Genomic DNA, 21,013 nt, shown 5'->3' on the forward strand with positions numbered 1-21,013 from the left:
TATCTATAATTCCTTTTCTTCATTAAGTAAGCCTCATCTTACAACTATAAATTATAGACTAAATTCAGTAGCATGTAGTCCATTAATATGCTTCGGTCATATCTTTAAGCACTAAAGAAACAACTTAATTGTTATAACAAGAACCTGTTATCAAGCCATGCTTCATAAGACATCCAAGGAACCTTCATACTTGGAGGACTGATTTCTTTTGTAGCAAGCTTTTCGGCCTGTTTCTCAGTAAATCCATCAGCTAACAATCGATCCATTCTATCAGCTATTTTCTGCTGATACTTGGGATCTTCATAGTTACGAGCACGTCTTACCTCCGGAAACTTGCCATTCACAAGGAAAATAACAGCACATCTGCAGTTGATATCCTCTGAAGCAACACCGAATAGATGCGGTCCCTTTGTCTTTAATCCCCGGATATGAAAATAACCCTCATCATCAGCCTTTTGTCCATCTAAGCTTCTGTGAGAGCTTCTTGTATGAGAATCTAAGGTAGAATTCCACGCCTTTTCCAAGTCAGCATACTTAGAAGCTTGGTCTGCACTATCTAAACGGCTGACGGTTTGCACCCTTCCCCCTTCGGTAACAGCGACGTTCCTGGCTTTGTTCCGGCTAAAATTGACGGTGTTTTCAATTCTCCTTGCCATTCTTGAATAATCTTCACCAGCAAGCAATCCCTGTGTGATTTCAATACCTATTCTTCTTACAATCTCGTTCCGATGTGTTTCCATCAACTTCGGCAATGTGAGCTTGGGAATCGGATTTCGAATAGCTGTTTTAAGCAATTGTGCTGAAGGAATCGAGTAATTCATCAACTGCTGGCTTTCAAACTCATAGAGAAAAGCAGAACGAAGATAGTTTTCCAAGTAGGTTTTCTCCATCAATTCTTGCATAGATTGGAGCAAATACTTGTAATGCTCCGTCATCTGTTCGGAAATGAGAGCCATTTCCTTCTGATAACGATTGAATTTATTTAAGGCAGTTATCGTAAGTTCTCCACCTTCCGAATACTTTCGATACATCTCGGCTATTTGAGCCAGAATGTCCTTCAATCGCTTGGCAAACGCCTTGTCAATGTCCTTTTCAGCCGTTTGAATCATTTGGTCTAATAGTTTATCGATCTCCTGCTGGTTCCTGGTCACTGTCATCTTCACCGCCTAACGGTTGCAAATGACGGGCGTATTCATCTTGTTCCTCTTCCATTTTCCTTATCTCAAATTGTACGTCATCGACAAATGAGAGCTTGCTCAAACGAGTTTCTTCACTCACTTGTCCCCTAAGTGCAGCTGTTGCCTGTGCTTCTTCAAGGACGTTTTCAGGAAGGTTTCTCTTAAAGCTAAACCAAACTTTCAAATAATCTTCTTGTGCCACCCCATTCCGTTTACTCCATGCTGAAAATAAGACTTTAAATTGATACCTTAGCGTTGAAGTCATCTTTCTCTCTAAGGTGATACATTTATTTTCTAATGCTTGCAACTTGTATTTAATAGCAACACCTGAACTATTACCAGAAAAGCTTTCGTCATCAAAATTTACTGACTTTGAAAGACGGATGATGTTCTTCTCTAACCGATCTAAATGGTGCTCGATCAATGCATCGTTGATATCTTTCGTCAAATACGAAACATCATCTTTTTCATCAAATAATTCGATGATTCCTGACTTCTTCATACGCTCAAGCGTATCTTCATCGGCTCCCATTCCCTTTAAAATGAGATAAGCCAAACGATATTGTTCTATCTCATTACTTGCATCTGACAATGTTCGATTGTAGGCATCAATCAGAGTTAGAACACGTTCTGCATCCCCCATTAATTCTTTGTTGTTGGCAAGGCCGAATAGAGGATTGAAGTCAAACATATGCGCTTTTTGCTCACTAAGCTGCAGTTCTCCACTTTCATTAGATCGAAAGAAATAAACCGTCGAATCATCGTAAAATTCCGCAGCTTGAAACCCATTGGCATCCTTGTAATACCAAAGCGAATAGGTAGGCTCGCTTATGTTGTCGCCTAGAAAAATAACCTGCCAAGGATCGATATTCTTGATTCGCTCATTGCCTTCGGTATCGATGTAGATTAGCCTTGCTGCCTTACCACAAATTGCGGCCATCTTTCCAAGTTCTGAGTCCTCATCCTCCACATGATTGCGCACATTAAACGAATCGATCATGTCATTGATCGGTGAAGTAGTTCCCGGTTCCCTTTTATCATCAAACTCATATGTGATCGGATGGCCAAACATGTAACCAATCTTTGTATCGACAATTTCGGCATCAAAAGCATTTGCTAACCGATTATTAACCTTATCGTCTATCCTTTGAATTTTTTCTTTTTCCGACAAGTCCATTTTAAAAGGCGTCCGTTCTAAGATCGGTACGCCTTCTGGTTCTGATTTATATCGTTCATAGAGTTTTTTAATTCGATCGTGATCTTTTTTATCTGCTGAGATCAATTCCATAACAATCTCTTTTGTGATCCCTGTGTTTTTGATCTTGTCAATGTACCGATTTAGGTTCATTAGTCTCCCCTCCTTCGTGATGGTCTATTGTGTGTGTAAATGGCATAACGGATGGAGTCTAATACGTCATCCCATAACTTCACAGGTTCACCAGTCGTTTCATTCCAGACATATAAAAAGATCTCTTTTTTGAAGAGATCCACTTTATCTTTCACGATATATAATTTGTTTAATTTTAAGAGCCTCGCCACTTCTTCGATTCCTGAAATAATAGATTTATCAGCGTTGAATGCTCTAATATGTTCACGTCTAAAACGTTTCACATGTTCAGGACGTGCTGAATCACAATAAAAATTAATATTTCCATAGCGTTCTTTAATACCTTTAGCGATTTTAACCCAATAATCAATCTCTTCATGCTGTTTGGCGTGTTCTTCTAGTACGTAAAAGTCACCTTGATCATCCTCACCAATGACAACAATGGAACCAGGATGTTCGTAACCCCAGTCAACACCAGCAAAATGTTTAACAAATCGTTTATTCTCAATCTCTTTTGATGATACATAATGAATCTTCTGATAAAAATCCTTATAAATAACACCTTCTGCTGCGACCCATTGACCAAATATGTCACGGTCTGTAAACATTCCTGTGGGTGTTGATGCAACAATGCTTTCCACATATTCAGGATCCAAAAAAATATTGTCGTAGAGAGTGAAGTGAAATGCTCTGATATTTAAATGGCCACTGGCTAGTGTTTGCCCATCTTTATCGATGTAATCTTCTTTAACAGAATGCGCCGGGTTCTCAGGGTTGGTATCCATAATGATTCTTGCACCTTTATAAGAGCAACGAGAAATAACCTCTTTCACGAAGGAATCATGTAAGGCTGTACCTTCGTTCATTAAAGCACCTGCTGCTGTAAAGCCCCTTGCTTTTTTCCATGAATCTGATTTCGATCCATCAAACACATAGATTTTATTACCAAACAATTCAAAGGCATTTGTCTTATCAAGCTTAATATCTTTGCCGATGATACCTTCCATGTCGTTTAGGATGTTACGCCAAATACTAGAATAAGTCGCGCCACCAATGATGAATGATAATCCCTTCGCCTCAAATTTAGCCACAAGAGCCAAAAACAAGAGGATAGCAACATAAGTCTTTCCAGCACGCTTTGCGCCACTGAGAATGAGTATTTTTGGATCTTCAACACGAACACTCTCGACAACATCAATCTGCTTTGGAGTTAATTCCATTGACTAACCCCCTTAAAGCAGCAGCAACATCCTTTTGGGTTTCTTCGTCACCTTCTGATTTGTTGAGTTTGTTGATTTCAGCTTTCGTTTTCTCGATACCAAGTCTCATTTGTTCCAGCTTCAATCTTCTTTCATCATCCTCATGTGCTAGCTCATTAAACTGCTTGATCAAACTTCTAAGTTCGCTCATCGCCCGTGATTGGGCATTTAGGAAAGTAGCATGACGATCCCAGGCAAATTGAATCTCATATTCTTCTTCAGATGCCATATCAGACTCTTTCGTTTTCTTGAGCTCTTTTGTTAGTTCATCTTTATCCTGCACAAACATAATTTGCTGTGCCCGAATGATGGCAGCATACTGAATCTGTATCTGATCCCAAATTAAATCAGCTGCCGAACGCTCATCCATGCTTTCTATGATCTCAAGCGTGTCCTCTGGTAGATACTTTGAGAACATGCCGTGAGTTTTAGCAAAGCTGTTGCGTTTTGGGAATTTGTTTGACGGATTAGGATTTCCACTCCGATTTACTTGTTTTTTACGTTTTTTAGGAGTTGCATCCCTAATCTGATTGGTTGCATCCTTTTTGGTTGAGGTTGCATTTCTCGACCATCCTTCACGGCTCTTTCTGCTTTTTAGAGTACCAAGTTTAACACCGTATTTTTCAGCTAGAGCCTTTAATGTGATGGATGAATTCTCATATTCTTCTCTAATCTGCTGCCAGTTCATCTACATTCACCTGCCGCCTCCTTCTTAATTAAGTTTGTTTTAGAAAGGATATTCCCTCTAATCTGATCCATACTCAAGCCGAAGCCGCCAAATGTCTATCCTAAGATTTACCGGAATATATAAAAAAGCACCCATGAGAACTCAGGATGCTTTTATCTTTCATTACTATTTGATAAATCTTGTCTTAGCTGTTCACGCCTTTCTTCATCACCTATCCTGTTGCTCTCCGGACGTAAACTTACGTCGTCTTCATTAGCTATAAAAAAAACAGCCATCAGGAGTTTAACAATTCGATAAGTTGATATAACAAAAAACAAGACAAAGAAAAACCAACTATAGAATAAAATCTTCGCACAAATTGTTTTTTCATCTAAAAAGATTTGCATTACACATGATAGGGCTACCACCAGCAGTCCAACTGCAAACGATTCATTAAAGTAATATTTTAAGATTGACGATCCTTTTCGATTAAAAATAGCCTTAACTATGGCACTGTCTTTTATGCTCAATAAAATACCTAATAGCGCTCCCAAAAAACCAAGTAAAATTGCACTGAAATTCACAGTGCCTTCTAGTACTTTATCTAAATTTTTAATATTATTGTCCACGCCGAGCATATATAAAATAAATACTGCTATAGCACATATAACTACAGGAATAATTAAATGGGCAACATTTATTTTAATATTTTCATTGTTACCGGCCATGTACATTCTCCCAATCTATTAATTTCTTAAATAGGAACTAATAACTCTTTGCCTATTTTTACACTCTTCGTTAGCACTATATATAATCCACATTTCTTTTGCTATAGCATGATGACTCAAGTGCTCTCGCCTCTCCATTCTAAAAGTACAAAAATCATGTGCTTTATGAGCAAAGAGATCAATTAATTCAACCCTTGTATCATCATCCTCTGGTCTTCTAACTAATTCTGCTCTTGAAAAGTATTCACTATTTTCCTCAATATCTGACAGATTATCTGAAATAGTATCTGTATTTAAAGAGCTTTTTGTATTCCCTACAGTAATTGTGACTTGCGCATTTACTCCATCAAATTTCTCAAAATTCGAGAGAATTGATCCAAGAGGTGATTTAAATTTATCGATTAGCCGTTGTGAACTTTCGACTGTTTTCAAATCAGCAAATCTCAAATTAATTTTTCTGTACTCTGATGACTTTTTAGCCATCTCAAAAACATTCGGAGGACAAATTGGTCTCAAATATATCGTTTCGTCTTCTGAATCCCAAAGTATATTTAGATATTCTTCAATGCCTTCTGGACCAAGACTGTACTTATTCCTTTGTAACATTAAAACATGATTAACTTCATCATATAGTGCAGTAGCTTCTTCTCCGATAAACTCATCATCTTCTAGCTCTAAGGGTTCAACTTTGGTTGTGACCGTTGCTGTTGCTGGAATAGTATCCCTAAGTCTTAGAAAATGCAAAAAATAAAATTTTAATTCGTCATCCCAATACGTATCATCTAGTCTAGCTTTTTCCTGACGATAATTAAACGTTCTTGCTTCTAATGATTTTTGTTTGGCTTTCCTCATCCACTGAGATAAGTCAAAAAGTCTATCCCTCTGTGCTTGTCTGTCATCTTTTTTTCTAAAAACTACATGATAATATTCAAATCTTATTTTTTTCTGGTTCATTTTACACCCCCGCCTAATTATCAGCTAAAATTGGAGTAAATGGAACTATTTTCGACATTTGTCGAACGATTTTCATGAGTGATATGACCTGCAATATGTTCTTAGCCAGCCGCAAGGTTGGCTCTTTTTTCGCACAAATAAACAGGGAAGCAGGAATAACCTGCCTCCCCGAACCCGCCTTTCATTTTACACTGCCTGGTGATGATGCCGCAATTTTGTCCCTTCTGTCCCATTTGTAACATTTGGAACATATTCTGTTAGCTGATCGACAATTGAATCTTTCAATCTGCCAATATGTGAATGTGATAACCCCATATGCATAGCAATCCACCTATAACTTTTCCCCTCAAGCAACCAGTGCAGCACCTCGATTTCCCGTTCTTCTTTAATGGCCGGCAGACGGTCCTGAATCACTTTCACCTTCTCCTCATACTGGGCTACTTTCTTGAACCGTTTTTCACGCCTGACGACCTCTCTAAAGACAGGATCGCTTGTGGTACCCTGTGGCTTAGGCTGTCCTGATTCTATGCCATATTGAGCCGTTAAGCCCTCTCCTGCGTCATTCATGGAGTCTCTTAATATCTTAATGCTGTTGATCATCCAGCTGTAATCTTTTAATATCTTCTCGATTTGTTGTCTATTCATGACTCTGCCCCCTATTATCGTTATTTTACCCTGTAAGCTCCTCCACGCTTTCGAGAAAGTATTTGTCTATCAACGCCCATCAAATCCCTGAGATCACGTTCAGAAAGATTCTCATCACGTTTTTTCGATACTTCTCGTTTCTTCACTGGCTTTTGCCTATTCGCCATCTGATATTTTTCTAATTCCTCCTGCAGCGTCCCCATAATTAACCCCCGATCAAATAAAAAAAGGACACCAATCCAAGCACTAAAAGTGCAAAGATCAGTGTCCTCCAGTTAGCTGGTAGAACTTTATGTTTTTTATTTTTGTTTCTGATTGCGGCGTAATTTTAAACCAGTACTAAAAACTACACTAAAACCTATAGAATAGATTAAACTTTTAACAATATCATCACTTTCCAGACTCCCATCAAAAATATAAAAGAAGAGCATTGAAATTATAAAAATACCAACAAGTAAAACCATTCCTAATTTTATATAACTATTCATTTGCTTCTCCTTTCTAGCAGGAATAAAAAGCTATCAGTTTATTTTACTGATAGCCTTTTAAAAAGTCATGGGCAAATTCGATCAGTAGCTTCGATACATCCTACTGCAAATATCAATGAACACATAAAATTACATCCGAGTTCTGGCATTTCAAAATTCTTTATTGCATCCCAAACGCAAACATAATAGCAAGCCCAAAAACCTGTTGCACCACACAGTAAACCGACACCAACCTCACAACTTCCATAGCCTTGTGTGCTTACATCTCCATTACTTTTTGATTCTTCTAATTGCTTTGTGAATTCTTTACTAGTTACTTTTTCACCAGTGGAAGTTGTAATCATATGATCACGATCGACAACGAAATCAGTAAGGGTTTTTCCATTAGCAACAATTTTCAGATTCTTTTTATCATTATCATGAGCAACATAAATCTTCTTTTCTAGTTTGATTTCCTTTGTTTTTAAATCAACACCATATTGAACTACAGCTAGATTCTTATTTGATTCCCTTGAAGGAATGTTTACAATTCCCGTACCATCTTCAAGAATTTCAACTCTAATCAATTTTTGATTAACTTTTTGAATTTCATTTTTTTTGGTTGCTTTAAATTGTTTAGAAGAGAATACAATCTGTTTGGCTTTAGAGATATCCTCCTTTGAACCTTTTGAATCAGGTAAATCTTCTCCATTAGGCAAAGCTTTTCCGCAGGTTGGACAATTGGCAGATTCATCAACTTTGGAACTCTCAGCTTGAACACTTAAGCTCGGCATTACTGAAACTAGTAATGCCATAAATGACAGAGCTACAATCTTCATTCTTTTTCTGAATATTGACATATCCTCAACCTCCTTTTTTTATACATTTTTCATGTTAACATACAAAAAAAGGTAAAAAAAGAAATGATGTGTTCATTATATGATTGGATTTATTTCATATTCCACCTTAAATTATTTTAGGTGGAATATGAAATAAAATTAAAACTCTTCCCCTTCGTCAAACTTAACGCGTTTCACCTTACCCTGGTGAGTAATGATCTTCGTCTCACCATGTGGGGGAAGCTTGGTCATTTTTGCGGTTCCTTTGCATACAACAATTGCAAAGTTTCCCTGCTCTTCCATCATATCAACTTCTAGTTTCATTGTACTAGGATCAATTTTCAATTCTTTCAGTCTCATAATGTTCCCCTCCTAATAAATGGCCAAAAGTCGATACTCATGCTGGTTTCAATAGCCCCCAACGTATCTGTTCTTCCACATCACCGGTCGATCACATCATTGATTCGAATAACCATTTTATATCTCTCTTGCTTGTCCATACCCCCTGACTCCTTTATTTTTTTACGGAATTTTTCGTATATAAAACCTCTCCTTAGTCAAAGCTTAATTTAGATAATACGAGGAGCATTTTAAAGATGAACAATTTATTGGATAAATTAGATTTAACTTCAAAAGGACTATGGTTTCCTATCGTTGTAACCATTTTGTTATTTATAACTGTTTTAATCGTTCCTAAAAAACATATTACCTGGAGAGAAGTATACATCACGTTTGGTATTTTGGGGTTTGCTACCTGGCTAAGTGATACTTTAGTTGCTAGAGTATTTGACCTTATCCATTTAGGTAATCCAAAGGAAGCTGGAATAGGCGATATACTATCCTACACCTTTATACCAACTTCACTGGGTGTATTGTTTTTTAATTTCTTTACTAAGAAAAACAAATGGAAATTGACAATATTTTTTACAGTACTCTCCCTATTAGTTGATATTGGAATGCAATTATCCGGGTATATGGCGTACAACGGCTGGAATTTAATTTATTCAATTATATTTTATCTCTTTGCCTTTAGATTTCTATTACCATTTCACATTAGACTTATTAGAGGAAACTGAAGTACTTTCATCCAATCAACCCCGGCAGCAAAACAACAATCCCAAATAGCAAAACGACCCCAGCCCCAGCGAATGCTGCCGTCAAAGCCTTTTCCCGTTTCGCCATTACCACACCATTAGTCACAACGAAATCTTTGTTTCGTTCAGCTAGAGCCACGATATATTCAGCTGGCACCTTATATTTCTTAGCCAGATAATCCACCGTCAGCACCTGATTTTTCGATGCCAGGACACTATGCAGAATTTGCGTTTGCAAAGACATCATTCGGGATCACCTGCCAGTGCTTTTAGTGCAACTTTGTACATTTGATCTGCACTATGGATCGATGGATTTGTTGTAATGTCAATCAAAGCTTTATAATAGCGTTCATTTTCTACGTTAACAGTCTTTTCAGCTTGCTCTATGAGATAATCAAATGACTCCTTCCTTATTTCCACGATGTACGTATCCTCAAATATCGTTGTACGTATGCTGGCTTCATTCACAATTTCCTGTAATTTATCCTCCATAAGTACCTCCAAATTGGATCAGAACCCTGTTACAATGAACTTCCTACCCGCTATAGTCCGGGCTCTGCTCGGGCTTTTTTATTTTTTTGACCAAATTTTTTGCTCAATCATGTCTAACGGCTTCGGCTTTTCCTCTGGAATTATCGGATGCTTGGCTATGTACGCCAGCCGTTCCTTTTCACTCATTTTCCATGTAATAACCTCGCCCGGAAGCTGATCATTTCTATTTTTTGTACTCATGCCGCAACCTCCTTCACTAAGACTTCAATACCAGGTGATTCCGCATAAACCTTGTAAACTGTCATACTGGCAACCTGGTTATCATCTGTCCAGATCAATTGATTAAGAGAGTCAAACAAACCCTTGGTTAAATTATCAATATCAGGCTTTTTACAATGACGAGTGCCGACGGCTTCTGCTTTCTTTTTGCCGCTCCAACTAGCCGGGATTGGCATGTTAAACCATATTTCCACATGAACCGGACCCGTAAAGAGCTTGTGCCCTTTCAGTTGCTGTTTCAACTGCCACTGGATAGCGCTTTTGTAAGCTAAGTACCTTTGAGCATTTTTATCTTTGAATTTGCCTTTATGTGTCATGCGAACGGCTCCCATCGGCACGATTGGAATGGTGAATTTGTTCACTCCACCGCCTCCTGTAGATATCCAAAAATGCTGCCTTTTCTTCCTGATAATTTTCCTGTATCCAGCCTGTCATAGATCAAGATGAATACATCCCTCGTCGATCTGCCCATTAACTTGGCAATCGTGTCGAGTGGTGCCCCATCTTTCCAAAGCTTATCGACCTCTTTGACCTGTTCCTCTCTCCACGCAAAATCCGCGTTTTCTAAGGCGATATAGAGCATTAAGCACTTTCCTTTCTCGCTGATTCAATTTCATCTATTTTCGCTTTCAACTGGTCAATGATTGGCTGCAGGTCCGTTTCTGTTGAGCAATTGGGGCAAGGAATAAACCGAACCCCAAAAGACAGCTGCTCGATAATTTTCTTTTCTCCGTTGCATAGTTCACACACTCTCTTTCCCCTCCTTCAAAAAGTGTCGTTTTCGGTAATCAGATCCGTTCATAATAACCGGCGTCGTGTTCTCCATGATCCTTGAGAATAGCCTCGCTCTATCTCTAGTTGCTTCGAAATCATCAGATTGCAAATTCGTGGTGAACACATTGTGTTTTCCAGAGCGTTGGTCCAGCAGTTCAAAGAGCTTTTGCGCTGACCATCCGTTTAAATCTCCTTCAGCTCCGATATCATCAAAAACAACCAAATCAGCAGCATACAGGGCTTTTACGAGTTGCTCTTCCGTTACCTCTGAATGATTGTTATATGTTCCCCTGATCTTTGTCAGAAGCTTCGGAATGGAGATGAAAATGGAACTATACCCCCGAGCCACCAGTGCTTTTGAAATCGATATGGACAGGTGGCTTTTCCCGGTTCCGAAAGTTCCTTGGAAAAAGAGGTTGGACGGCTGTTTAAGATCAAACTCTTTTACAAAATCCACTGCTGTTTTGAATGCCTCTGGAAACTTTAATTGGTCGAATGTCTTGAAATTTGCTTGTTCCAGTGATTTATTCACTAAGCTGTAATCCTTAAAAATCCGTTTCATCCTGGCTTGATCAGCTTCTTTTTGCTCTTGCTTCACTATTTCATATACCGGGCAATCGCAGCCAATCTTACTGGACACCGTTTTTCCTTTGCTTGGCCCTATCGCAATGACCGTTGTAAATTCCTTTACGATTTCACCACACCCCGGACATTTATACTGATTAGTGATCTTAGAATCCGTATTCGTATTTGCTCCCTTCTTGAGAGCTTCCCGGAAGCTTTTCAAATGTGCCGCCTCCTTTGTTTTTCAGTTTCATCAAGCCTCGCCGCGCTTCATGTTCATTCGTATTTCGCATGATGCCGAGAGTATAGCTTTCTTTTTTGTCATCGTGCTGCTCAACATGCTTCCACATGGCGTAATGAATCTGGTTGGCCGAGTATTTGTGAATCTTCTCAATGAATTTCACCAAGATGTTGGCCGATACCGTGCAAGTTGATCTGGTCAGTCGAATGCAATCAAAATATGAAACTATAATCTTTAAATTGGCCCCCTGTGGCAGAGCGTTGGTTTGCGAAGCAAAATCAACAAAGGTTTTAATATCCTCGATCGAGCTCAAATTTTTGTTTTTCACTGGAGCATCGACGATATATTCTTTTAATGTTTTATTGATGTTTATAATGCTGTTTATAAATGCTGTTATACTAATAAGATGTCCTTTCTCATGTCCCTCCTCTTGTCCCTTCTCATGTCCCTTGTTAATTTTCACATCATCTTCAACACTTGTTATATCAATGATCTCTGGAATATCCTCATGTCCATTGCCATTGTTTTTCATATCATCCTCATGTCCCTTCTCTTGTCCCTTAATTGAATCTTTTTTCTTGTAAAAAGTTAGGTTTTGAAGATTTTCGTAATCAACAATTGTGATCAAGGTTCCTCGTTTCTGAAGCAATGTTTCCTTGGTGATGTATTCTTCTTTCTCCAATCTTTTTAAAGAGAATGAAATCTCTTTTCTCGTCCAACCAAGTTCTTCTGATAAGTGAGTAATTTTGATTATCGTTTTCCCTTTTGATAATTCCGCCTTATCCCTGTATTCAGCCCTTGACAATAGGTACTGGTAAAGCATTTGATCCCTAACATATTTGAAGCGTAATCGGGGCTGGATCACGAACCCCGACGCCTGTATTCCACTTTCCATGCCCCGATCTCTCCTCATTTCTTTTTACAAATCGCCGTCATGCCCTCAATTCGTACCAGCTGCAGACCGGGCTCATTCTTGTTGAGATAACCTTGTATGTACGCCCGGAATAGCTTTTTCCTTTCGTGATAACCTTCAGTTAGCCAAACGTAACAGTATGGGATTGGGACTGTTTCTAGTTCTTCTTTCATCCGATCAACTCAGTAAAATGAATAATTCCATCCAGCTGCTTTGTCCTACGGCAATACCTGCATTTTTCACAACGCTCTGGCTTTTGGCCGCCATGTTTGACTTGGAGAATACGATCCATTTTCTTTTCGATATCCTCAAGCTCCACGGCCATTCGACTTTCATCGATATTGATCACTGCTTTATCCGGTGGATCTTCTTTAGAGACTCCGACAATCAAAGGTTCCAACCACTCAGACCGTCCAGTCATTCTCTTTTCAATCTCCGCATATAGCGCCATTTGACCGATATAGCCGTATGCTTCAACAAAAGAACAGTAACCCAACTCGTTGTCCCAAATCTTGCCCCGTAAGGCTCTAGTAGTCTTTAAATCAGCGAATCTTCCAGCGTCCGGATCATATACATCAATCTTTCCTTTCCAAGGGACACCGAACAGATCAGCTGTAATGATTTCCTCTTTTCTTCCTGTGAGAACAAACATACAAAGTGGATCATTTTGAATCGTTTCGATCATGATGTCTGCCAGCTGATATTGCTTATAAAGCTGACCTTTATTCGTGAATAAAGCTGGCGTATTCTGTTTAAACTCGTCAAACGCTTCTGGACCTTCTAACCAGGCATGAACATAAGACCCGAAGAGAAGGGCCTCACTGGAAGGCTCCGTGTACTCTCCGTTGATCTTCGCCATTGTGGCTGCTTCACATTCAAGGAAGCTCTTAAACTGTGAATTGGACATGTATTGCTGATCAATCTCGCGACTATAGTAATTTTTCTTGTTCAAATGCAGAAGGCTTTGCATCCTTAGCACCCTCTTTCGGCTTATCCTCTGCTTTCTTCTCAGCTTTTGATGACTCTTTTTTCTCAGGTTCAGGAGAAGATTGTTTCTGCTTAAAGGCTTCCTCTGTTTTTGATTTCGTAGCTGTACTTACTTTCGTATTGAAATAATCCTCTTTCTTGGCCATCCCATCACGTAGGGAAGTGTAAATCCTTCTGATCTTCAAGAAATCTTGCTCAGTAAAGGCATCAGCATTGCTACCGATATATTCCTCGATCATTTCCTTGGTCACGCCATATTCGGATTTAAAGGCGCTAAATGCTTTTCGTAAACGATCTTCCAAAGGCTCCGTATGTCCACTCATTAATGTCTTTTGGCACATATCAACGGCAGCATCTACAATGTCTCCTGGGATAACACCAAGGATGCAGGCTCTTACCCTTCTTGCACCTTGGTTCGCAACCATTTCGTAAATGTCTCTTGGATCCGTTAGTTTGCTAATATTGCCCCTTGCTTTCCTTTCGTGCTTGACCGTAAAAATCTTAGTTTGACGGGTATTTGTTTCAAGATCCCAAGCATAGGCCATAACTGAGGATTCACCATTTTTCTGTTTTAACTCCATGATTCCGTAATCGAGGTTTCCCCAGTTTTGAGCAAGTGCTTCAGCAAGTCGTATAGATGGACCAGAAACCTTCTGATTCCCTCTTGGATATTCGTACACTGCGCTCTCGGCCAATAGCTTACGGCCACAAGCCGTTTTGATCCGTTCGAAGGCTTGATACGTATCACGTGGGAACTTCTTCGCAATCACCATGGCAGCTTGTACCTCTTGAGCCTGTCTGCTCACCATAACCTCTGTCGTTACACTGGAAGCTTGCTGCTGAGGTGGCATGTAGTCTGAATAATCAACGGTAGATAATCCGTTCACGCTAAACCCACCTTTCTTTTATATGCCTCTGCACCGAGGCTCAAATACTCGTCATATTGCGCCTTGCTAGGGAATTGGAATACTGGTTTTCCTTTGCGGTAGCCGATTGATCCCCCTGCCAGTGTTAAACGTTGTTGAGCTTCCAAACGTCCGTCGAATGCAGTTGTGATTGATTTAGCCATGCTTTACCTCCTTGTGTTTTTCAAGGCAATACCGTACAATGGAAGTACGAATACAGTAACGGCATCACCTTCCTAGCTCGCATCTCCCCATGCGGGCTTTTATAATGTCTGAAACTTAAACCCATACTTCTCAGACAAAAACTTCTCTAAATCATCCTTTAAGACCATTTCGCCGTCTTCATCGATTACGACATCATCACCAATTAAAATCTCATTACCGAAATAATCAATGCCTTGATGTTCTTCCTGAGCTACCATATCGGCGTATCCAGTACGATTGATACTAGAGATTGCAGGATGTTCAATATTCACGTTTTCACCTTCTTTCTGATGCTTGAGTGCATCGCCGGACCAGCAAAGGTTTAAGTGAGGGGGATAAGTCCTTCACTGATCCGACGACAAACACAAGCTTGTCGCGCTCTACTGTGTGCGATATAATAGAGCTATCAATTATTCAAATTCTTTAACTTTATTGGCATTGAGTTGGCGCTCAGTGCTTTTTTTCTACCATTTCCACGTGTTCTCTGATTAATATGCAGGTTCGTTCGATCCCTAATGCATACCAGTATTGGTTTTCATCGATATTTGATCTGGATTTTTCGTCTTGAGCGTAAATTTCAAGCGTGTCAGCCAGCCAAAGCATTTCTTCTTTTAATGTCCTTTTCATTAATCGATCCCCCTTTTCAAGACAACTTCTACATCAATACCTCTTGCTTTAAGTACATATAAGGTGGACCTCAAGGCATCGTTGTTTTTCTTTATTTCTTGTAATCTTTTGATCTCTCGAATGCTGTTAGCCATGTCCTTACGGCACCTATCCATTTCTTCAATACTTCCCTCGAATAACTGTTGTTCCATTCTTAAAATCAATTCGTGTAAACATTTTTGATGCTGTGCTGCTTTTACATAATGTTTGGGTAAAAAGTCTTTTGCATTCATATCATGGCTGCTTCCTTTCTCTCTTGTTTTTGTGGCATTGCTACGTGTTGTACAATGGCTTTTCTTGTCCACTGATCAGCAACCTCAACCATATTGAGATCAAATTCTCTACTTGCTGCATAAAAGAATGTTTTCAATGCGTCATCAATATCGCTTACTTCTCCAAAATCGGCTATCGGTAATTCCGATCGTTTGCCGGGACGTTGATCTAACATCCAATCCTCAATGTTTTCTAAGGCCTGTAAGGCTTGCCTCATTTGAATTTTCAGATTGGTTATGGCCCTAGCAGGCTTATTGTTCAATTCCGGATTAACCGGTGCTGTTGCCATAGGATGAAGTTTGAAAAGATAATGAACAAGATCAATATGTTCGTATGCGTCCAATACGGTAAACCATTTGATTGCCATATCTGGCGTCACCCGGATAAGTCCATTTTCGATATTTGAAATCTCCCGCTGATCACGGCGCATCAGTTGTCCTTGTTGATACTGGGATAACCCTCTGTCTTTTCTGACATGCCGCATAATCAAAGGTAGATTTTTGAGATTATACGGATTGTTCGTCATGTGTTCGCCCCCTGATATACATCGTTTTTGGTGATATTCTTTTATTAAGGAAGGAATTAACGATCAATTGCCCCTATCATTGAGTTTTAAGTTTTTCGATAAAATTTAGTCGATTTGTCATCCAACCTCCTTCTTTTTTGGTACATCTGAATACTTTTCAGCAAGCAATTTCGCTAGATGACGGTATGCTAGTTCCTGGACCTGTTCGAAACGAGGACCTTTTATTACGTTTACTTTCAAAGTACTCACCTCCTTAAGCAGTTGTTTTCCGTAACTTTTTGTTGCTATCGATTTCAAAAAAAATAGTCCAATGAACTCCAAGTACAGGTGCTAATTTTTTTGCAAGAGCAACAGATGGTTGTCTTTCAGTTTTTTCGATCATGCCGTAATATTGTCTTGTAATACCAGTTCCAGATTTATCAACTACATCCTGCTGTGAAAAATGAAGCTTTTTTCGCGAATTCTTCAAAAGTTCACTCAACTCATTTTCTGTCATGATGTCACCTCCTGATATCATTAAGGGAACTTTTTGTTGCCTTTGCAATTTTAATTATACGCAATTTTTAGTTGCTGTCAACCGTTGTTTGCAACTTTTTATTGCGGGTCTTTTATGTAAACATTTTGTTGCGTATAATAGTAATTGGAAGGTGATTGATATGCCCGATAAAAAGCTTGGGGATAGGCTGAAAGAGCTAAGAATCGAAGCAAAGAAGACACAAGAATATATGGCTAAGTTTCTTGGATTGACAAGGCAAGGATATGCAAAGTATGAAAAAAATGAATCAGAGCCAGATTTAGAATCCCTTGAAAAATTAAGTGATTTCTTTGATGTTTCAATTGATTATTTAGTTCGTGGAGAAAGCTATCGCCAAACAGCTGAAAGAATTGTTGACGATCCTGAGGTTCGAGTTGCAGCAAGCGACGGAGAATTTACTAAGGAAGAGAAAATCAAGATGTTAGAATGGTTGCTCGAAGCCGAGAGAGGTAGAAAACCCGGCGATCAACAACCCAACAAACGAAACAAATAATGACATAAAGCCATTTTTAGTGTTTTTCTCAAAACAAAAGAACTGCTCGATATTGGTAATATTACTAATGAAGAGTTTTATACCAAGAAACAAATTCTTGGCTTATAAAAAGTTCTTTTTTTTAGCCATATAATAGGTCTTTTTGCATAGGTGATAATCACCAGTCCCGAATGGGGTTCCAAGCCCTTCCAACCTATCAGTCTAAGATAGACCGCGATAAAGGTAATTAAGTATGTGAATGATAAATTTTTAAAAGAGATAGCCCTATTACGGGCTTTTCTTTCCAGCTTAAAAAGAACGTACGTTCTCTTCTAATTAATCAATAAATTTATTTGGATTAGTTTGAATCTGATTACCGCTAATTCTGTAGTATAAGTTTTATCTTAGGGGGTTTTACGAGTGAAGCACTATACTTACAGTCATTTGGAAGATTGGATAGCAAATTTTTATAAGAAACTTAATATTTGCTTTCCAGAAGATTTGGATTTTGAAAACATCGCAAGAAAACTTGGAATCTGGATTCATTACAAGGATGTAAAAAGCCAGTTTATCGAAATAAATGGATTGTATAGTATTATCCTAGATAGCCGATTGCCAACAGCTCAGCAACGTATAGATTTTAGCCATGAAGTGTGCCACATTTTTAGACATGAAGGCGATCAATCTGAAATGCATGAAGAATGGATAAAATACCAAGAAAAACAAGCGCGTTATTTTGCATTTCATTTTTGCATCCCCACATTCATGCTTAAAGGGTTGGATTTACCTAAAAATCAACTTCATGCATCGCAACAGGTAGCTGACACGTTTGAAACAACTTGCACTTTTGCAAAAAAACGTTTGGGTATGTATTACAACAAGCTTTATTTTTATAATATTAGTACTGTACCATAACCAATACGCGCCCCCCTATAGTAATAAAACTTGAGATATTAATGCATCTTCGCGCCTTGAAAAAAACGAAAAAAGACGTCTCCCTGCATGATCCGATCGGCCAAGATAAAGAGGGGAATGAAATTTCCCTCATCGATGTCCTTAAATCAGAAAGCGAAGATGTGATCGATACGATTCAACTCAATATGGAGCTTGAGAAAGTCAAAAAATATATCGACATTTTGGATACCCGCGAAAAAGAAGTCATCGTCGGTCGTTTCGGACTTGATTTAAGGAAAGAAAAAACGCAGCGCGAAATCGCAAAGGAGCTGGGGATTTCGCGAAGCTACGTCTCCCGGATTGAAAAGCGGGCTCTGATGAAGATGTTTCATGAGTTTTATCGAGCGGAGAAAGAAAAGCGGAAAAAGGCTAAGGGGAAATGATTGTAAGGAGGCCGAAGCAAGAGCGCCTCTTGGGTTTGTCAAATAAAAATCCAATAAAGTACCCTATAACTGAATAACAGTATCTCTATTTGCAAAATCACCACAACCTCATAAAGAAGGCAGCCAATGAGGCTGCCTAATATCAAAAGATGGTTTGAATTTTTAAAAAGAAGGGGCTTACCCGTCAGTCAAATGACATTTGGGTCTGCCCCTATAAATTAATAATGAGATCTCATTTCGTTTGTGATGTATTACTTGTTCTGAATTTGTTTCATCCGGCAGAAAATTCAAAATAAAATATAGCCAGATTATGAAAAGTCTCCTTAAAGATTTATAAAACTTCAATAGCTTTAGATAGATGAAATGCAGACTATTAAATCTTTCTGCTTTAGCAAATGAATGGAGGAAAGAAGGGAGTTTAAGGCCAAGAATGATTACTTAAAGGGCGTTGCTGTACTTTTTATATACATAAGGGGAAGTCATTATGGAAAGTAGTGCACCATAGTTAAGGTTGAAAGTTACTTCGTCTCCTACTGCTAAGTTGCTTTTTTTGGCATCGAGCACGGTGTGATCGCTGCTTGAACCAAGAATTTCAATATCCAACGTTGGTATTAGTCCTGCTACCAGTACGTCTTGATTCCCCACTCCAAGAATAGCTCTACTTATTTGTCCACGATCTTGAAATTGCGGAAAGACTCCAAAAGCATTCTGACCTATTTCTCCGTAAGGTATAGATGGTTTTGTTTTCGATTCAATAACTTCTGTAACGAGAGTAAACGCATCAGTATATAATTCTGGAATTGCCATTCGGTTTAAGGTTTCACGTCCCAAATAAATAGATTCTCCCAACCGTAAGTTGTTAACTTTACCAACACTATCAGCTGTCATAAACCAATTATAATTGGCCGAGTTTCCACCTGATACATATGAAAGAGGAAGCAGAAATTTCGTTTCAACTGCGTTGGCCAGTATAGATAAATCATTCATTTTTTGTTCGTTTGGTTTGACTCCTCCAAAACAAGCAAAGTTTACACCTATCCCTACAATTTTAATCCCTTGGAGTTTCAAGACCTCTTGAATAAAAGTCTCAAGATTTACGGGCATTATCCCTTCTCTTAAATCTCCCATTTCAATCATTAGAATAATCTTCTGCACAGTGTTATATGCCAAAGCGGATTCGGATAATTTTTTAATAACGGAAAGTTCGGTATTAATGCTAATATCTGCATTTTTAATAACCGAATCAATTTCACTTAAAGCAGGTGATCTTAATAAAACAAAGTTTGCCTTAATTCCTGCATCACGCATTTTTTGGAGATTTACCAATTTCGAATCTGCGAGCATGTGAATACCTTGGTCCAATAATATCTTTGCTATTTCTGGAGCTCCGCAAACCGTTTTTGTAACCCCCATTATCCCGATATTTTTAGAGCCATATATTTCGACTAGCTTCGCTGCATTATGTGCAATTTTTGCAAGGTTGATTTCGACACGTGGTGTAAAAGGTATGGTCAATTAAATAATACGTTTTTCTGTTTACTTTTTAAGTTTGGGTAAGCATCAAAGATACATGCAATCAGTTTGTTGCACCCAAATTTGAGAACATCCGTCGTTGGAAGTTTAAGATCATCTTCATATTCCGATATTATTATACCCAGCTCTTCATCAGACATGTTTTCATGGTTGATGGTCACAGCGATCACTTTTGACTTTGAAAAGTTTTCAATGAGGTCAATCTCACTTTTTATCGTTGGCATTTTCATATAGCTGAAATCACCTAAATGTTCTCGTTTGGGCGCATGTTGAATGATGACTGCCCCAGGTCTTGAGCCTCTTAAAATCCCACACGAACTTATATATGCAGGATGGCTTAACGCCCCTTGGCCTTCAACGATGATAATATCGGGATTATCATTTTCATAAGCTTTCATGATCTGGTTTTCAATTTCACCTGTCATAAACTGAGAAGGAATAGCATCAATCGCAACACCGTATTTTGCGCCTTGTATTAAACCTGTTTGACCAGTTGCAATAAAAGCGACATTTAAGCCCTTTTCAAGTAAGGCATCTTCGAGAAGAACCGACGTTGTTCGCTTGCCTATTGCGCTATCCGTGCCAAGTATCGCTACGATGGGTGTATTAATGTTTAAAATCCGCCCTGAAAAAAGATGCATGTCCTTTTTTTGCGCAGGCTTTCTTACGTCATGGATTGTGATATCAAACTGTTTAGAATGATTGATAAATTCTTCATCATCCGTAAAAAATTCATGAAGAGGGTTAACGATATTCATTCCATGTTCCATTGCTTTAAAAAGGATATTTCTCTCATCCTTTTTCAAAAATGCCTCAGAAGGAGCTATTCCGTAAATGAATTGATCAGGAACACTCTGTAAATTTTTAAGAGCATGATTAAGGTTCTTGAATATAGTAATTCCATTTTTCTCTCCTAAAAGGTATTCACCGGCGTCCATACCAACCTTTGTACTATCAATAACTCCGACAATCTCATATTTCCTTGAGCTTCTAGTCAGTCCATTAGCTGTCTTTCCATCCATTGTACCAAATTTATTTTCACAATATACTATTGCTGTTTCTTTCATAAGGCTTTTCCTCCCCAAATCTATTTTTACTTCCGTCTTTACGCGTAAAAGAGATTTTACATTTTTGGTTAAGGAAAAAACACCTGT

The 21,013-nt window shown here is 38.6% G+C and carries 33 protein-coding genes and 1 pseudogene; 4 read left to right on the plus strand and 30 right to left on the minus strand.

Annotated features, from left to right (window positions below; translation table 11 throughout):
• Nucleotides 1-131: 131 nt before the first annotated feature.
• From AM592_RS09050 to AM592_RS09100, 11 genes are all read right to left on the minus strand, one after another.
• Nucleotides 132-1,157 carry a phage minor head protein gene (locus AM592_RS09050; protein ID WP_053603501.1) on the minus strand — a complete coding sequence of 342 codons (1,026 nt, stop codon included), beginning with the start codon at nucleotides 1,155-1,157 and terminating at the stop codon, nucleotides 132-134.
• Complete coding sequence (locus AM592_RS09055; RefSeq protein WP_053603502.1) at nucleotides 1,123-2,526, minus strand: phage portal protein; 1,404 nt, start codon at nucleotides 2,524-2,526, stop codon at nucleotides 1,123-1,125. Before AM592_RS09055 ends, AM592_RS09050 begins: the two co-directional genes overlap by 35 nt.
• A complete protein-coding gene (locus tag AM592_RS09060) occupies nucleotides 2,526-3,725 on the minus strand; it encodes a PBSX family phage terminase large subunit (protein WP_053603503.1) in 1,200 nt (399 codons plus the stop codon). Before AM592_RS09060 ends, AM592_RS09055 begins: the two co-directional genes overlap by 1 nt.
• Nucleotides 3,700-4,452, minus strand: a complete 753-nt coding sequence (gene terS / locus AM592_RS09065) for a phage terminase small subunit (RefSeq protein ID WP_053603504.1) — start codon at nucleotides 4,450-4,452, stop codon at nucleotides 3,700-3,702. The genes AM592_RS09060 and terS overlap by 26 nt, the downstream gene beginning before the upstream one ends.
• A gap of 152 nt (nucleotides 4,453-4,604) precedes the next feature.
• The gene (locus AM592_RS09070; RefSeq protein ID WP_053603505.1) at nucleotides 4,605-5,159 is read right to left on the minus strand and encodes a hypothetical protein; all 555 of its coding nucleotides are present in this window, start codon (nucleotides 5,157-5,159) and stop codon (nucleotides 4,605-4,607) included.
• An 18-nt stretch (nucleotides 5,160-5,177) separates the two neighbouring features.
• A complete protein-coding gene (locus AM592_RS09075; RefSeq protein WP_053603506.1) occupies nucleotides 5,178-6,113 on the minus strand; it encodes a DUF6731 family protein in 936 nt (311 codons plus the stop codon).
• Nucleotides 6,114-6,299: 186 nt separating this feature from the next.
• Nucleotides 6,300-6,758, minus strand: coding sequence for a helix-turn-helix domain-containing protein (locus tag AM592_RS09080; protein WP_053603507.1), 459 nt, complete (start codon nucleotides 6,756-6,758; stop codon nucleotides 6,300-6,302).
• A 20-nt stretch (nucleotides 6,759-6,778) separates the two neighbouring features.
• The gene (locus AM592_RS09085) at nucleotides 6,779-6,961 is read right to left on the minus strand and encodes a hypothetical protein (protein WP_053603508.1); all 183 of its coding nucleotides are present in this window, start codon (nucleotides 6,959-6,961) and stop codon (nucleotides 6,779-6,781) included.
• A 96-nt stretch (nucleotides 6,962-7,057) separates the two neighbouring features.
• Nucleotides 7,058-7,246 (minus strand): hypothetical protein, encoded by a 189-nt coding sequence (locus AM592_RS09090; protein ID WP_053603509.1) that lies wholly within the window; start codon nucleotides 7,244-7,246, stop codon nucleotides 7,058-7,060.
• Between the two features lie 65 nt (nucleotides 7,247-7,311).
• Nucleotides 7,312-8,085, minus strand: coding sequence for a hypothetical protein (locus AM592_RS09095; protein WP_053603510.1), 774 nt, complete (start codon nucleotides 8,083-8,085; stop codon nucleotides 7,312-7,314).
• A gap of 138 nt (nucleotides 8,086-8,223) precedes the next feature.
• Nucleotides 8,224-8,424, minus strand: coding sequence for an XtrA/YqaO family protein (locus AM592_RS09100; protein ID WP_053603511.1), 201 nt, complete (start codon nucleotides 8,422-8,424; stop codon nucleotides 8,224-8,226).
• A gap of 236 nt (nucleotides 8,425-8,660) precedes the next feature.
• Here AM592_RS09100 and AM592_RS09105 point away from each other — a divergent pair, with 236 nt between their 5' ends.
• On the plus strand, nucleotides 8,661-9,140 hold the full coding sequence (locus AM592_RS09105) for a hypothetical protein (protein ID WP_053603512.1): 480 nt from the start codon (nucleotides 8,661-8,663) through the stop codon (nucleotides 9,138-9,140).
• Between the two features lie 7 nt (nucleotides 9,141-9,147).
• Here AM592_RS09105 and AM592_RS09110 read toward each other — a convergent pair whose 3' ends face one another.
• From AM592_RS09110 to AM592_RS09170, 17 genes are all read right to left on the minus strand, one after another.
• On the minus strand, nucleotides 9,148-9,402 hold the full coding sequence (locus AM592_RS09110; protein ID WP_053603513.1) for a hypothetical protein: 255 nt from the start codon (nucleotides 9,400-9,402) through the stop codon (nucleotides 9,148-9,150).
• Complete coding sequence (locus AM592_RS09115; protein ID WP_053603514.1) at nucleotides 9,402-9,650, minus strand: hypothetical protein; 249 nt, start codon at nucleotides 9,648-9,650, stop codon at nucleotides 9,402-9,404. Before AM592_RS09115 ends, AM592_RS09110 begins: the two co-directional genes overlap by 1 nt.
• A gap of 78 nt (nucleotides 9,651-9,728) precedes the next feature.
• Nucleotides 9,729-9,890: a hypothetical protein gene (locus AM592_RS24345; RefSeq protein ID WP_192841141.1), complete on the minus strand. Its 162-nt coding sequence runs from the start codon at nucleotides 9,888-9,890 to the stop codon at nucleotides 9,729-9,731.
• The gene (locus tag AM592_RS09120; RefSeq protein WP_225970348.1) at nucleotides 9,887-10,291 is read right to left on the minus strand and encodes a RusA family crossover junction endodeoxyribonuclease; all 405 of its coding nucleotides are present in this window, start codon (nucleotides 10,289-10,291) and stop codon (nucleotides 9,887-9,889) included. The genes AM592_RS24345 and AM592_RS09120 overlap by 4 nt, the downstream gene beginning before the upstream one ends.
• The gene (locus AM592_RS09125) at nucleotides 10,288-10,512 is read right to left on the minus strand and encodes a hypothetical protein (protein ID WP_053603515.1); all 225 of its coding nucleotides are present in this window, start codon (nucleotides 10,510-10,512) and stop codon (nucleotides 10,288-10,290) included. The genes AM592_RS09120 and AM592_RS09125 overlap by 4 nt, the downstream gene beginning before the upstream one ends.
• Nucleotides 10,512-10,679: a hypothetical protein gene (locus AM592_RS24350; protein ID WP_098945219.1), complete on the minus strand. Its 168-nt coding sequence runs from the start codon at nucleotides 10,677-10,679 to the stop codon at nucleotides 10,512-10,514. The genes AM592_RS09125 and AM592_RS24350 overlap by 1 nt, the downstream gene beginning before the upstream one ends.
• Entirely contained in the window at nucleotides 10,672-11,490 is an 819-nt protein-coding gene (locus AM592_RS09130; RefSeq protein WP_192841142.1) for an ATP-binding protein, read from the minus strand. The genes AM592_RS24350 and AM592_RS09130 overlap by 8 nt, the downstream gene beginning before the upstream one ends.
• A complete protein-coding gene (locus tag AM592_RS09135) occupies nucleotides 11,435-12,403 on the minus strand; it encodes a winged helix-turn-helix domain-containing protein (RefSeq protein WP_053603516.1) in 969 nt (322 codons plus the stop codon). The genes AM592_RS09130 and AM592_RS09135 overlap by 56 nt, the downstream gene beginning before the upstream one ends.
• A 187-nt stretch (nucleotides 12,404-12,590) precedes the next feature.
• Entirely contained in the window at nucleotides 12,591-13,391 is an 801-nt protein-coding gene (locus tag AM592_RS09140) for a PD-(D/E)XK nuclease-like domain-containing protein (protein WP_318773056.1), read from the minus strand.
• A complete protein-coding gene (locus AM592_RS09145) occupies nucleotides 13,351-14,295 on the minus strand; it encodes a hypothetical protein (RefSeq protein ID WP_053603517.1) in 945 nt (314 codons plus the stop codon). Before AM592_RS09145 ends, AM592_RS09140 begins: the two co-directional genes overlap by 41 nt.
• Nucleotides 14,292-14,477, minus strand: a complete 186-nt coding sequence (locus AM592_RS09150) for a hypothetical protein (RefSeq protein ID WP_053603518.1) — start codon at nucleotides 14,475-14,477, stop codon at nucleotides 14,292-14,294. The genes AM592_RS09145 and AM592_RS09150 overlap by 4 nt, the downstream gene beginning before the upstream one ends.
• Nucleotides 14,478-14,576: 99 nt before the next feature.
• The gene (locus AM592_RS09155; protein WP_053603519.1) at nucleotides 14,577-14,789 is read right to left on the minus strand and encodes a YqaI family protein; all 213 of its coding nucleotides are present in this window, start codon (nucleotides 14,787-14,789) and stop codon (nucleotides 14,577-14,579) included.
• Between the two features lie 178 nt (nucleotides 14,790-14,967).
• Nucleotides 14,968-15,144: a hypothetical protein gene (locus AM592_RS24130; RefSeq protein WP_158320299.1), complete on the minus strand. Its 177-nt coding sequence runs from the start codon at nucleotides 15,142-15,144 to the stop codon at nucleotides 14,968-14,970.
• Nucleotides 15,144-15,416: a hypothetical protein gene (locus AM592_RS09160; protein ID WP_053603520.1), complete on the minus strand. Its 273-nt coding sequence runs from the start codon at nucleotides 15,414-15,416 to the stop codon at nucleotides 15,144-15,146. The genes AM592_RS24130 and AM592_RS09160 overlap by 1 nt, the downstream gene beginning before the upstream one ends.
• Nucleotides 15,413-15,982 carry a helix-turn-helix domain-containing protein gene (locus tag AM592_RS09165; RefSeq protein WP_053603521.1) on the minus strand — a complete coding sequence of 190 codons (570 nt, stop codon included), beginning with the start codon at nucleotides 15,980-15,982 and terminating at the stop codon, nucleotides 15,413-15,415. The genes AM592_RS09160 and AM592_RS09165 overlap by 4 nt, the downstream gene beginning before the upstream one ends.
• Before the next feature lie 117 nt (nucleotides 15,983-16,099).
• Nucleotides 16,100-16,222 carry a hypothetical protein gene (locus tag AM592_RS24955; RefSeq protein WP_264080176.1) on the minus strand — a complete coding sequence of 41 codons (123 nt, stop codon included), beginning with the start codon at nucleotides 16,220-16,222 and terminating at the stop codon, nucleotides 16,100-16,102.
• 13 nt (nucleotides 16,223-16,235) lie between these two features.
• A complete protein-coding gene (locus AM592_RS09170; protein WP_053603522.1) occupies nucleotides 16,236-16,478 on the minus strand; it encodes a helix-turn-helix transcriptional regulator in 243 nt (80 codons plus the stop codon).
• A gap of 160 nt (nucleotides 16,479-16,638) precedes the next feature.
• Between AM592_RS09170 and AM592_RS09175 the strand changes: the two genes are divergently transcribed.
• From AM592_RS09175 to AM592_RS09185, 3 genes and pseudogenes are all read left to right on the plus strand, one after another.
• Complete coding sequence (locus tag AM592_RS09175; protein ID WP_053603523.1) at nucleotides 16,639-17,010, plus strand: helix-turn-helix domain-containing protein; 372 nt, start codon at nucleotides 16,639-16,641, stop codon at nucleotides 17,008-17,010.
• A 399-nt stretch (nucleotides 17,011-17,409) separates the two neighbouring features.
• Nucleotides 17,410-17,904 (plus strand): ImmA/IrrE family metallo-endopeptidase, encoded by a 495-nt coding sequence (locus AM592_RS09180; protein ID WP_053603524.1) that lies wholly within the window; start codon nucleotides 17,410-17,412, stop codon nucleotides 17,902-17,904.
• A 23-nt stretch (nucleotides 17,905-17,927) separates the two neighbouring features.
• Nucleotides 17,928-18,326 (plus strand): annotated as a pseudogene (locus AM592_RS09185) (sigma-70 family RNA polymerase sigma factor); the annotation flags it as partial.
• A gap of 438 nt (nucleotides 18,327-18,764) precedes the next feature.
• On the opposite strand, the gene AM592_RS09190 reads toward AM592_RS09185, so the two are convergent.
• On the minus strand, nucleotides 18,765-19,841 hold the full coding sequence (locus tag AM592_RS09190; RefSeq protein WP_082363905.1) for an alanine/ornithine racemase family PLP-dependent enzyme: 1,077 nt from the start codon (nucleotides 19,839-19,841) through the stop codon (nucleotides 18,765-18,767).
• Nucleotides 19,838-20,926 (minus strand): N-acetyltransferase DgcN family protein, encoded by a 1,089-nt coding sequence (locus AM592_RS09195; RefSeq protein ID WP_053603525.1) that lies wholly within the window; start codon nucleotides 20,924-20,926, stop codon nucleotides 19,838-19,840. Before AM592_RS09195 ends, AM592_RS09190 begins: the two co-directional genes overlap by 4 nt.
• Nucleotides 20,927-21,013 lie beyond the last annotated feature (87 nt).

It is taken from the genome of Bacillus gobiensis (assembly GCF_001278705.1).
GTDB classification, from domain to species: domain Bacteria; phylum Bacillota; class Bacilli; order Bacillales; family Bacillaceae; genus Bacillus; species Bacillus gobiensis.